Source organism: Streptomyces sp. NBC_00090, from assembly GCF_045160815.1.
Classification (GTDB): domain Bacteria; phylum Actinomycetota; class Actinomycetes; order Streptomycetales; family Streptomycetaceae; genus Streptomyces.
Window position 1 is genome coordinate 6,017,200 of the sequence record NZ_CP108224.1, and the last position, 11,423, is coordinate 6,028,622.

The window sequence follows — 11,423 nt, forward strand, 5'->3', positions numbered from 1 at the left end:
CGCCGAAACCTCACAGATCCATATGCAACCCTTTCGGGCGCTTCGCCGTCACATATGGTGAACCGAGGGCCCGAGGGATGATGATGACCGAGCAGAACAGCAGCGGCCGAATACGCCCCCGACGCCCTTGGGGCGTGGGGGGACCCCCAGGCGCGGGCAGCGGCCGCCGCCGCAAGCCGCCCGCCAGGCGCCGCCGCCTCGCGATCCTCCTGTCGGGGGTCGCCGCGGTCCTCGTCCTGGGCGGGGCCGGTCTGGGGTACGTGTACGTGAAGCTCGACGGCAACATCAAGGGCGTCGACATCAACGCGCAGCTCGGCGCCGAGCGTCCCGACGACGTCGACAACGGCTCCGTGGACATCCTCGTCCTCGGCTCCGACTCCCGCTCCGGCGACAACGCCGAGTACGGCAAGGACGAGGGCGGCGCCCGCTCCGACACCGCGATGGTCGTCCACGTCTACGAGGGCCACAAGAAGGCCAGTGTCGTCTCCGTCCCCCGCGACACCCTCGTCGACCGTCCGCGGTGCGCCGACGAGAAGGGCACCTCCGTCCCCGGCGAGACGCGGGCCATGTTCAACACCGCGTACGAGGTCGGCGGCCCCGCCTGCGCCGTCAAGACCGTCGAGGCGATGTCCGGCATCCGCATGGACCACTACATCGAGGTCGACTTCACCGGCTTCAAGAAGCTCATCGACGAACTCGGCGGCGTGGAGATCACCACCACCCAGCCCATCAAGGACACCAAGAGCCACCTCGACCTCGCCCCGGGCACCCACACCCTCGACGGCGAGCAGTCCCTCGGCCTCGTCCGCACCCGCAAGAGCGTCGGCGACGGCAGCGACCTGGGCCGCATCCAGCTCCAACAGGCCTTCATGAAGGCCTTCATCGACCAGGTCAAGGACGTCGGCGTCTTCACCAACCCGGCGAAGCTCCTCGACCTCGCCGACGCCGCCACCAAGGCCATCACCCCCGACTCGGAGCTCGACTCGGTCCAGGAGCTGATGGGCTTCGCCAAGGGCCTCTCCGGCATCGGCCCCCGGAACGTGCACATGATCACGCTGCCGGTCGAGTACGACCCCGCCGACCCGAACCGCGTGGTGCCGCTGGAGGCCCAGTCCCGGCAGGTCTGGACGGCGCTCAAGAAGGACGTGCCGATCCCCGCGTCGGCGACGAAGGACGCGGCCACGGGCAAGGCGGACGGTGTCGTGAAATAACCCCCCCCGGACCGCCCCCGGGCCCTCTCCAGACCGCCCCCAGACCCTCCCCGGACCGCCTCCAGGCCCTCCGCGGATCATCCAGGACCGCCCGGCGGGCAGCTCAGGAATACTTTCGGCCCGACCCCGGTTTGGGGAGATGCGGCCGGTCCTGGCAGACTGGTACGTCGGCCCCGGTTCACGTCTGCCGCAATCCGCGGCGGCGACCCGGCGCCCTCCCGAAACTAGGAGACACCTTGAAGCGCGAAATTCACCCCGAGTACGTCGAGACCCAGGTCAGCTGCACCTGTGGCGCGTCGTTCACCACTCGTAGCACCCTGACCGAGGGCACCATCCGTGCCGAGGTCTGCTCCGAGTGCCACCCGTTCTACACGGGCAAGCAGAAGATCCTCGACACCGGCGGCCGCGTGGCCCGCTTCGAGGCCCGCTTCGGCAAGGCCGGCTCCGCCGCGAAGTAGCGAGCCCCTGCGCCGGTCCACGGTCGCCCCGCGCGGGTGGCCGGGACCGGCGCTTTGCCGTCCCCGTAGCAACTGACGAAAACCCCAGGAGCCCCCGATGTTCGAGGCGGTCGAGGAACTGGTCGGCGAACACGCCGATCTCGAGACGAAGCTCGCGGACCCTTCGGTCCACGCGGATCAGGCCAACGCGCGCAAGCTGAACAAGCGCTACGCCGAGCTGACCCCGATCGTCGCCACCTACCGCTCCTGGAAGCAGACCGGTGACGACATCGAGACCGCCCGCGAGTTCGCGCACGACGACCCCGACTTCGCCGCCGAGGTCAAGCTGCTGGAGAGGCAGCGGGAGGAGCTGACCGACAAGCTCCGCCTGCTGCTCGTCCCGCGCGACCCCAGCGACGACAAGGACGTCATCCTGGAGATCAAGGCGGGCGCCGGCGGCGACGAGTCCGCCCTCTTCGCCGGCGATCTGCTCCGCATGTACCTGCGGTACGCCGAGCGCGTCGGCTGGAAGACCGAGATCATCGACGCCACCGAGTCCGAGCTCGGCGGCTACAAGGACGTCCAGGTCGCCGTGAAGACCAAGGGCGGCAACGGTGCCACCGAGCCCGGCCAGGGCGTCTGGGCGCGACTCAAGTACGAGGGCGGGGTGCACCGCGTGCAGCGCGTGCCCGCCACCGAGTCGCAGGGCCGTATCCACACCTCCGCGGCCGGTGTGCTCGTCACGCCCGAGGCCGAGGAGGTCGAGGTCGAGGTCGTCGCCAACGACCTGCGCATCGACGTCTACCGCTCGTCGGGTCCCGGCGGCCAGTCGGTCAACACCACCGACTCCGCCGTCCGCATCACCCACCTGCCGACCGGCATCGTCGCCTCCTGCCAGAACGAGAAGAGCCAGCTCCAGAACAAGGAGCAGGCCATGCGTATCCTGCGTTCGCGGCTCCTCGCCGCCGCACAGGAGGAGGCCGAGTCCAAGGCCGCCGACGCCCGTCGCAGCCAGGTCCGTACGGTCGACCGGTCCGAGAAGATCCGGACGTACAACTTCCCGGAGAACCGGATCTCGGACCACCGCGTCGGCTTCAAGGCCTACAACCTGGACCAGGTGCTCGACGGCGATCTGGACACCATGATCCAGGCGTGTGTCGACGCCGACTCGGCCGCCAAGCTGGCCGCGGCGTAAGTTCCGTAAGCCCCACCCCGCACCACGGAGGACCAGCGTGAACCTGCTGCTTGCCGAGGTGGCCCAGGCCACCCAGCGGCTGGCCGACGCCGGCGTTCCCTCACCGCGTTTCGACGCGGAGGAACTCGCCGCGTTCGTGCACGGCGTCAAGCGGGGGGAGCTGCACAACGTCAAGGACGCGGACTTCGACGCCCGCTACTGGGAGACGATCGCCCGCCGCGAGGCCCGCGAACCGCTCCAGCACATCACCGGGCGGGCGTTCTTCCGCTACCTGGAGCTCCAGGTCGGCCCCGGCGTCTTCGTGCCCCGCCCCGAGACCGAGTCGGTCGTCGGCTGGGCCATAGACGCCGTACGCGCCATGGACGTCGTCGAACCGCTCATCGTCGACCTCTGCACCGGCTCCGGGGCCATCGCGCTCGCCATGGCCCAGGAGGTGCCGCGCTCCCGCGTGCACGCCGTCGAGCTCTCCGACAACGCGCTCGTGTGGACCCGGAAGAACGCCGAGGGCTCCCGCGTCACCGTCCACCAGGGCGACGCGCTGAGCGCCCTCCCTGAGCTCGACGGCCAGGTCGACCTGGTCATCTCCAACCCGCCGTACATCCCGCTCACCGAGTGGGAGTACGTGGCGCCCGAGGCCCGTGACCACGACCCGGAGATGGCCCTCTTCTCCGGCGAGGACGGCCTCGACACCATCCGCGGCATCGAGCGCACCGCCCACCGCCTGCTCCGCCCCGGCGGCCTCGTCGTCATCGAGCACGCGGACACCCAGGGCGGGCAGGTGCCGTGGATCTTCAACGAAGAGGCCGGCTGGGCCGACGCCGCCGACCACCCGGACCTGAACAACAGGCCGCGCTTCGCGACCGCCCGCAAGGCAATGCCATGACCGCCATGACGAACGACGTGTACGAGGAGGCCGGGAACTGATGGCACGGCGATACGACTGCAACGAGGCGACCGACCGTGTGACCGGTCTGCGCGAGGCCGCGTCCGCCGTCCGTCGGGGCGAGCTGGTCGTGCTGCCCACCGACACCGTGTACGGGATCGGGGCGGACGCCTTCAGCAGCGAGGCCGTCGCGGACCTGCTGGCCGCCAAGGGCCGGGGCCGCAACATGCCCACGCCCGTGCTCATCGGCTCCCCGAACACCCTCCACGGCCTGGTCACGGACTTCTCCGAGCACGCCTGGGAGCTCGTCGACGCCTTCTGGCCCGGCGCGCTGACCCTCGTCGCCAAGCACCAGCCCTCCCTCCAGTGGGACCTGGGCGACACCCGGGGGACCGTCGCGATCCGGATGCCGCTGCACCCCGTCGCGATCGAGCTGCTCACCGAGGTCGGCCCGATGGCCGTCTCCTCCGCCAACCTGACGGGCCACCCGTCGCCCGAGGACTGCGACGCGGCCCAGCAGATGCTGGGGGACTCCGTCTCCGTGTACCTCGACGGCGGCCCCACGCCCGGCATCGTCCCCTCGTCCATCGTCGACGTCACGGGCCGGGTGCCGGTGCTGCTGCGCGAGGGCGCGCTGTCCCCGGAGGAGCTCCGGAAGGTCGTACCCGACCTCGAGGTGGCCAGTTGACCGCCCCTGAGGGGCGTGGCATAGCGGGGTTCGACGACAGCAGCACCTTCCGCATCCTCCACGTCAGCACCGGCAACGTCTGCCGCTCGCCGATCACCGAGCGGCTGACCCGTCATGCCCTGTGCGACCGCCTCGGCGACCCTCTCGGCGGCGGCCTGATCGTGGAGAGCGCGGGCACCTGGGGCCACGAGGGCGCCCCCATGGAGGCCAACGCCGAACTGGTCCTCGCCGACTTCGGCGCGGACTACAGCGGCTTCGTGGGCCGTGAGCTCCTCGACGAGCACGTCATCCGCGCGGACCTCGTCCTGACCGCGACCCGCGACCACCGGGCGCAGGTCATCTCGATGGGCCACTCGGCGGGACTGCGCACCTTCACCCTGAAGGAGTTCACCCGACTGGTCCGCGCGATCGACCCCGCCACGCTCCCGGACCCGCGCGACGAGGGCATGGTCGAACGCGCCCGTGCCCTGGTCCGCGCCGCCGCGGCTCTACGCGGGTGGCTCCTCGCCCCCTCGGTGGACGCGGACGAGGTCAACGACCCGTACGGGGCCCCGATCACCTTCTTCCGCTCGATCGGCGACGAGATCAACCAGGCGCTGGAACCGGTGGTGACGGCCCTGACCGGCGTCTCGGCCCGCGACTGACGCTGCTCGGCCGCGCCCCCGCCCCGGCCACGTCCGGCGGTCGGACACCCCTAGGGGCCGAGCCGGTGTCAGGGGCGCGTCGGGATGCGCGCGCGAGGGGCGCGTCGGGGGAAGCGCGCCTACATTGGTGCTGACATCCCTCCACGCCCGGAGTCAGCCATGCCGGTCACCGCTCCCCCCGATGAGGAACTCGACGTCCTGCGCCGGCAGGACCCGGAGATCGCCGACGTGCTGCTGGGCGAGGCGCGCCGGCAGAGCGACAGCCTGCAGCTGATCGCGGCCGAGAACTTCACCTCGTCCGCGGTCCTCGCCGCCCTCGGCTCCCCGCTCGCCAACAAGTACGCCGAGGGCTATCCCGGCGCCCGCCACCACGGCGGCTGCGAGTACGCCGACGCCGCCGAGCGGATCGCCGTGGAACGGGCCACCGCGCTCTTCGGAGCCGACCACGCGAACGTGCAGGCGCACTCGGGCTCCTCGGCCGTCCTGGCGGCCTACGCGGCCCTGCTGAGGCCCGGGGACACCGTCCTGGCCATGGGCCTGGAGCACGGCGGGCACCTCACCCACGGTTCGCCCGCCAACTTCTCCGGCCGCTGGTTCGACTTCGTCCCGTACGGCGTCGACGCCGAGACCGGACTCGTCGACTACGAGCAGGTCGCCGCACTCGCCAGGCACCACCGCCCCAAGGCGATCGTCTGCGGCTCGATCTCCTACCCCCGCCACCTCGACTACCGGATCTTCCGCGAGATCGCCGACGAGGTCGGCGCCTATCTCATCGCGGACGCGGCCCACCCCATCGGCCTGGTCGCCGGGGGAGCGGCCCCCAACCCCGTCCCGTACGCCGACGTGGTCTGCGCGACCACGCACAAGGTCCTGCGCGGCCCGCGCGGCGGGATGATCCTGTGCGGCGGCGAGCTCGCGGGGCGGATCGACCGGGCGGTGTTCCCGTTCACCCAGGGCGGCGCCCAGATGCACACGATCGCGGCCAAGGCGGTGGCCTTCGGCGAGGCGTCCACCCCGGCGTTCGCCACGTACGCCCATCAGGTGGTGGAACACGCGAGGGTGCTCGCCGCCGCACTCGCCGCGGAGGGCTTCGCGGTGACCACCGGCGGGACCGACACCCACCTCATCACCGCCGACCCCGCGCCCCTCGGCGTCGACGGCCGCACGGCCCGCGCCCGGCTCTCCGCCGCCGGCATGGTGCTCGACACCTGTGCCCTGCCCTACGGGGAGGGACGCGGCATCCGGCTCGGTACGGCCGCCGTCACCACCCAGGGGATGGGTGCCCCGGAGATGGCCAGGATCGCCGCGCTGTTCACCTCGGCGCTGCGTGACGACCCCGCGGAAACGGCGCGGGTACGGGCGGAAGTACGCGCCCTGACCGGCCGATTTCCCCCGTATGGACGCTGAGGAAAGTCTCACCGCAACCGTTTGGGTGGCACCGGTGTCTCCAAGCACATGGACGGCACGGCTAGGGTGTGGGGCTGAGATGGCCAGCGATTCCTGTGGGGCAGCCCGTGCGTGATTACCTGCTGACGCTCTGTGTCACGGCCGCGGTGACCTATCTGCTCACCGGTCCGGTGCGGAAGTTCGCCATCGCGACCGGGGCGATGCCGGAGATCCGTGCCCGCGACGTACACCGAGAACCGACACCGCGGCTCGGTGGCATCGCCATGTTCTTCGGACTGTGCGCGGGGCTGCTGGTCGCCGACCACCTGCAGAACCTGAGCAGTGTCTTCGAGCTGTCCAACGAGCCTCGCGCGCTGCTCTCCGGCGCCGCGCTGATCTGGCTGATCGGCGTCCTCGACGACAAGTTCGAGCTGGACGCGCTCATCAAGCTGGGCGCGCAGATGATCTCGGCGGGCGTGATGGTCGCGCAGGGTCTGACGATCCTGTGGCTGCCGATCCCCGGCGTCGGCGTGGTCTCCCTGACCCCCTGGCAGGGCACGCTCCTCACGGTCGCCCTGGTCGTCGTCACCATCAACGCCGTCAACTTCGTCGACGGTCTCGACGGCCTCGCCGCCGGCATGGTCTGCATCGCCGCCGCGGCCTTCTTCCTGTACGCCTACCGGCTCTGGTACGGCTACACGATCGAGGCGGCCGCCCCCGCGACGCTCTTCACCGCCATCCTCATGGGCATGTGCCTGGGCTTCCTGCCGCACAACATGCATCCGGCGCGGATCTTCATGGGCGACTCGGGCTCGATGCTGATCGGCCTGATCCTGGCCGCCTCGGCGATCTCGATCACCGGCCAGGTCGACCCGGACGCGCTGAAGATCTTCGAGGGCTCGACCCGTGAGGCCACGCACGCCGCCCTGCCCGTCTTCATCCCGCTGGTGCTGCCGCTGACGATCATCGCGATCCCGATGGCGGACCTGATCCTCGCGATCGTGCGCCGGACGTGGAAGGGCCAGTCGCCGTTCGCGGCCGACCGCGGGCACCTGCACCACCGGCTCCTGGAGATCGGGCACTCGCACAGCCGCGCGGTGCTGATCATGTACTTCTGGTCGGCGCTGATCGCCTTCGGGACGCTGGCGTACTCGGTCCACTCGGCCTCGATGTGGATCGTGCTCGGGATCACCGTGCTGAGCGCGATCGGTCTGGTGCTGCTCCTGCTGCCGCGGTTCTCGCCGCGGGCTCCGCGCTGGGCCGAGGCCGTCGTGCCGCCGCGCTACCGGCGCCGCAAGCCGGCCCTCGTGCCGGAGGTCGCCGCGAGCGTCGAGGCAGAAGAGGGCGCGGACGTGGCGGACGAGCGGGTTCCGGTGCCCGCGGGGCTCCACGGGGCCACCGCCATCGGCAACCGCGGGCGCTTCTCCGATCGACGGAAGGCCGGAACGCCGAGTTGACGAAAGCCGCTTCGGCGGCCATTAGCAGACAACTCGCCCTCGTGCCGTGCACACACGCGCGGACTAACCCTCATGTGTGACAGTTGGCACACCTTACGGGTAAAGAACTACTCAAATAGTTTGTGATACCGTTCACGAGACCCGGCGACAGTGCCGAAAGACCGTAGTGCGACGGTCCGTTGGCCCCGAGACCCACCTCGGACCGGGCTTACGCTCGTCCATGACGACACCATCGCCCCCTCCAGCAAGCGGAGACACCGCCATGCCGTCCAACGACGCACGCATCCTTCTGCACACCATCGTTCCCACCGCTGTCGTCGGCGTTGTCGCCACGGTCATCAGCGGCGTGCTCGCGGGTGGCAAGGGGGCGATCGGCGCCGTCGTCGGCACTCTGGTCGTGATCCTCTTCATGGGTATCGGGCAGTTGGTTCTGCAGCGGACGGCGAAGTCGCTTCCGCACCTCTTCCAGGCCATGGGGCTCATGCTCTACACGGCCCAGTTGCTGGTGCTCTTCATCTTCCTTGCCTTGCTCAAGAACACCACGCTGTTCGACTTCAAGGCCTTCGCCTTCACGCTGCTCGCGACAACCGTGGTGTGGGTCGCCGCGCAGGCCCGTGCCTACATGAAGGCCAAGATCACGTACATCGACCCCGGAAACACGGGGTCGAAGTCGTGAAGGGTAGGGCCGGGATAAAGCCACGTTCGGCTTCCTGCTATCGTCCGGTGCCAACTGCGGCACTGCGGGCGCGGGCATCCGAGCTGACGCCTGTCCCAGCGCGAGGCTCGATGCCGAACCGCCGCCCCCTTATCCGTAAGACCAGTCCAGTGCCGACCCGCGGCTGCGTGCCGCGCCGACACAACGAGGTTGCCGTACCTATGCGCCACGCTGAAGGAGCCCGCGGTGAGTGCTGACCAGACGCTTGCCTTCGACCCGGATTGCCACATCTTCAGTGGATGCGGCTTCCCGGCTCCGGGCCTGCACACGTTCATGTACGAGCCCATCGCCACGGTGGCCGGCATCGAGATCACGAAGCCGATGCTGCTCGCCGTGCTCGGGTCGATCGTGGTCGTCGGGTTCTTCTGGGCCGCCTTCAACAAGCCCAAGCTGATCCCCGGCAAGATGCAGATGGTCGGCGAGGCCGGTTACGACTTCGTGCGCCGCGGCATCGTCTACGAGATCATCGGCAAGAAGGACGGCGAGAAGTACGTCCCCTTCATGGTGTCGTTGTTCTTCTTCGTCTGGATCATGAACCTCTGGTCGATCATTCCGCTCGCCCAGTTCCCGGTCACCTCGCTGATCGCCTTCCCGGCCGGTCTCGCGCTGATCGTGTACGTCATGTGGATCTCGCTCACCTTCAAGAAGCACGGCTTCGTGGGCGGCTGGAAGAACATCGTCGGTTACGACAAGTCCCTCGGTGCCATTCTCCCGATGGTCGTCGTCCTCGAGTTCTTCTCGAACCTTCTGATCCGGCCCTTCACGCACGCGGTGCGACTGTTCGCGAACATGTTCGCCGGTCACCTGCTGATCGTGATGTTCTCGCTGGCCACCTGGTACCTCATGAACGGCCTCGGCTTCGTCTACGCCGGCGCCTCGTTCGTGATGGTCCTCGTGATGACCGCCTTCGAGCTCTTCATCCAGGCCGTCCAGGCGTACGTCTTCGTCCTCCTGGCCTGCAGCTACATCCAGGGCGCGCTCTCCGAGCACCACTGAGCGATCCGTCCCGGATCGTAGCTTCACCCCCAATCCAACAGTCGTCCGGTGGCCAACCCCCACCGGGTCATTGAAAGAGAAGGAAGTAACGGCATGTCCGCTGCTCTCGAACTGGTCAACCTCGCCGCCCCCGGTGACTCCGCCAAGACCACCCTCGTCGGCAACGTCGCGTCCATCGGCTACGGCCTCGCCGCGATCGGCCCCGGCGTCGGCGTCGGCATCATCTTCGGTAACGGTACGCAGGCTCTCGCCCGCCAGCCCGAGGCTGCCGGCCTGATCCGCACCAACCAGATCATGGGCTTCGCCTTCTGTGAGGCGCTCGCCCTCATCGGCATCGTCATGGGCTTCGTCTACCAGTAAGCCGGACCGACAGCCCGATTCTTTTACGGAAGGCACTGATGTGAACGCGCTTCTTCTTGCGCAGGCGGAGGAGCCCCAGCCTCCTCTGATCCCGCATCTTGACGAGCTCGTCATCGGCCTGATCGCCTTCGTCATCGTCTTCGGCTTCCTCGCCAAGAAGCTTCTCCCGAACATCAACAAGGTTCTGGAGCAGCGTCGCGAGGCCATCGAGGGTGGCATCGAGAAGGCCGAGTCGGCCCAGATCGAGGCTCAGAGTGTGCTGGAGCAGTACAAGGCCCAGCTCGCCGAGGCCCGCCACGAGGCCGCGCGTCTTCGCCAGGAGGCGACGGAGCAGGGCACCGCGATCATCCAGGAGATGAAGGCGGAAGGCCAGCGCCAGCGCGAGGAGATCATCGCGGCCGGCCACACGCAGATCGAGGCCGACCGCAAGGCCGCGTCCACCTCGCTGCGTCAGGACGTGGGCAAGCTCGCCACCGACCTGGCCGGCAAGCTGGTCGGCGAGTCCCTCGAGGACGTCGCCCGCCAGAGCCGCACGATCGACCGCTTCCTCGACGAGCTCGAGGAGAAGGCAGAGGCCGTCCGATGAACGGAGCGAGCCGCGAGGCACTGGCCGCCGCCCGTGAGTCCCTCGACGCGCTGACCGACAACACCTCGGTCGACGCGACGAAGCTCTCGGACGAGCTTGCCGCCGTCACCGCGCTGCTCGACCGCGAGGTGTCGCTGCGCCGGGTCCTGACCGACCCCGCGCAGTCGGGTGAGGCCAAGGCCGAGCTCGCGCAGCGACTCCTGAGCGGTCAGGTGGGCGGCGAGACCGTCGACCTGGTCTCCGGCATGGTGCGCAACCGCTGGTCGCGTTCGCGCGACGTGGTCGACGCGGCCGAGGAGCTGGCGAGCATCGCCGACCTCACCGCGGCGCAGAAGGCGGGAGCGCTCGATGGCGTCGAGGACGAGCTGTTCCGGTTCGGCAGGATCGTGTCCTCCAGCAACGAGCTCCGCTCGGCGCTGACGGACAAGGCCGCCACGGCCACCGCGAAGAGCGAGCTGCTCCGCAGCCTGCTCGGCGGCAAGGCCCACGCGACCACCGAGCGTCTGGTCGTCCGTCTGGTGACCCAGCCCCGGGGACGTAGCCTGGAAGCGGGACTCGAGTCCCTGTCCAAGCTCGCCGCGGCGCGCCGGAACCGGATGGTCGCGGTCGTGACCTCGGCGGTGCCGCTGTCCGACCAGCAGAAGCAGCGCCTCGGTGCCGTTCTGGCCAAGCTGTACGGCCGGGCGATGCACCTGAACCTGGACGTGGACCCGACGGTCCTCGGCGGGATCACCGTGCAGGTCGGCGACGAGGTCATCAACGGGACCATCGCGGAGCGCCTCGGCGAGGCGACCCGACGACTGGCCGGCTGACGGCAGCAGCCACCACAAAGCAACAGGCAACACCAGCATCACCAGCGGCCCGG

Annotated in this window: 13 protein-coding genes; all 13 read left to right on the forward strand. The window is 69.4% G+C overall.

The genetic code is table 11. The features are described 5' to 3' along the window. Positions 1-83: 83 nt before the first annotated feature. The 13 genes from OG361_RS27145 to OG361_RS27205 all read left to right on the forward strand — a co-directional run bounded on the left by OG361_RS27145 (position 84) and on the right by OG361_RS27205 (position 11,370). Positions 84-1,211, forward strand: a complete 1,128-nt coding sequence (locus OG361_RS27145) for an LCP family protein (protein ID WP_405862456.1) — start codon at positions 84-86, stop codon at positions 1,209-1,211. Positions 1,212-1,447: 236 nt separating this feature from the next. Further along, a complete protein-coding gene (rpmE, locus tag OG361_RS27150; protein WP_030210647.1) occupies positions 1,448-1,669 on the forward strand; it encodes a 50S ribosomal protein L31 in 222 nt (73 codons plus the stop codon). Between the two features lie 97 nt (positions 1,670-1,766). Then, entirely contained in the window at positions 1,767-2,843 is a 1,077-nt protein-coding gene (gene prfA, locus OG361_RS27155) for a peptide chain release factor 1 (RefSeq protein ID WP_405857602.1), read from the forward strand. Between the two features lie 37 nt (positions 2,844-2,880). Continuing rightward, on the forward strand, positions 2,881-3,726 hold the full coding sequence (gene prmC / locus OG361_RS27160) for a peptide chain release factor N(5)-glutamine methyltransferase (protein WP_405857604.1): 846 nt from the start codon (positions 2,881-2,883) through the stop codon (positions 3,724-3,726). A gap of 40 nt (positions 3,727-3,766) precedes the next feature. Next, on the forward strand, positions 3,767-4,414 hold the full coding sequence (locus OG361_RS27165; protein ID WP_405857606.1) for an L-threonylcarbamoyladenylate synthase: 648 nt from the start codon (positions 3,767-3,769) through the stop codon (positions 4,412-4,414). Further along, positions 4,411-5,058, forward strand: a complete 648-nt coding sequence (locus OG361_RS27170; protein WP_376400044.1) for a protein-tyrosine-phosphatase — start codon at positions 4,411-4,413, stop codon at positions 5,056-5,058. The genes OG361_RS27165 and OG361_RS27170 overlap by 4 nt, the downstream gene beginning before the upstream one ends. A 159-nt stretch (positions 5,059-5,217) precedes the next feature. After that, a complete protein-coding gene (glyA, locus tag OG361_RS27175) occupies positions 5,218-6,465 on the forward strand; it encodes a serine hydroxymethyltransferase (RefSeq protein WP_405857608.1) in 1,248 nt (415 codons plus the stop codon). Positions 6,466-6,572: 107 nt separating this feature from the next. Then, positions 6,573-7,901 (forward strand): MraY family glycosyltransferase, encoded by a 1,329-nt coding sequence (locus tag OG361_RS27180; RefSeq protein ID WP_405857610.1) that lies wholly within the window; start codon positions 6,573-6,575, stop codon positions 7,899-7,901. A 262-nt stretch (positions 7,902-8,163) separates the two neighbouring features. Continuing rightward, positions 8,164-8,577 (forward strand): hypothetical protein, encoded by a 414-nt coding sequence (locus OG361_RS27185; protein ID WP_399223002.1) that lies wholly within the window; start codon positions 8,164-8,166, stop codon positions 8,575-8,577. Between the two features lie 225 nt (positions 8,578-8,802). Next, positions 8,803-9,612: a F0F1 ATP synthase subunit A gene (gene atpB, locus OG361_RS27190; RefSeq protein WP_055641315.1), complete on the forward strand. Its 810-nt coding sequence runs from the start codon at positions 8,803-8,805 to the stop codon at positions 9,610-9,612. Positions 9,613-9,705: 93 nt separating this feature from the next. Beyond that, complete coding sequence (atpE, locus tag OG361_RS27195) at positions 9,706-9,972, forward strand: ATP synthase F0 subunit C (RefSeq protein ID WP_055599282.1); 267 nt, start codon at positions 9,706-9,708, stop codon at positions 9,970-9,972. A 40-nt stretch (positions 9,973-10,012) separates the two neighbouring features. Beyond that, on the forward strand, positions 10,013-10,558 hold the full coding sequence (locus OG361_RS27200) for a F0F1 ATP synthase subunit B (RefSeq protein ID WP_405857613.1): 546 nt from the start codon (positions 10,013-10,015) through the stop codon (positions 10,556-10,558). Further along, on the forward strand, positions 10,555-11,370 hold the full coding sequence (locus tag OG361_RS27205; RefSeq protein ID WP_405857615.1) for a F0F1 ATP synthase subunit delta: 816 nt from the start codon (positions 10,555-10,557) through the stop codon (positions 11,368-11,370). Before OG361_RS27200 ends, OG361_RS27205 begins: the two co-directional genes overlap by 4 nt. Positions 11,371-11,423 lie beyond the last annotated feature (53 nt).

What these genes read in the sequence shown, in the direction of transcription:
- OG361_RS27145 (WP_405862456.1), top strand. Translation starts at nt 84, where the DNA reads ATGACCGAGCAGAACAGCAGCGGCCGAATACGCCCCCGACGCCCTTGG.
- prfA (WP_405857602.1), top strand. Translation starts at nt 1,767, where the DNA reads ATGTTCGAGGCGGTCGAGGAACTGGTCGGCGAACACGCCGATCTCGAG.
- OG361_RS27165 (WP_405857606.1), top strand. Translation starts at nt 3,767, where the DNA reads ATGGCACGGCGATACGACTGCAACGAGGCGACCGACCGTGTGACCGGT.
- glyA (WP_405857608.1), top strand. Translation starts at nt 5,218, where the DNA reads ATGCCGGTCACCGCTCCCCCCGATGAGGAACTCGACGTCCTGCGCCGG.
- OG361_RS27185 (WP_399223002.1), top strand. Translation starts at nt 8,164, where the DNA reads ATGCCGTCCAACGACGCACGCATCCTTCTGCACACCATCGTTCCCACC.
- atpE (WP_055599282.1), top strand. Translation starts at nt 9,706, where the DNA reads ATGTCCGCTGCTCTCGAACTGGTCAACCTCGCCGCCCCCGGTGACTCC.
- OG361_RS27205 (WP_405857615.1), top strand. Translation starts at nt 10,555, where the DNA reads ATGAACGGAGCGAGCCGCGAGGCACTGGCCGCCGCCCGTGAGTCCCTC.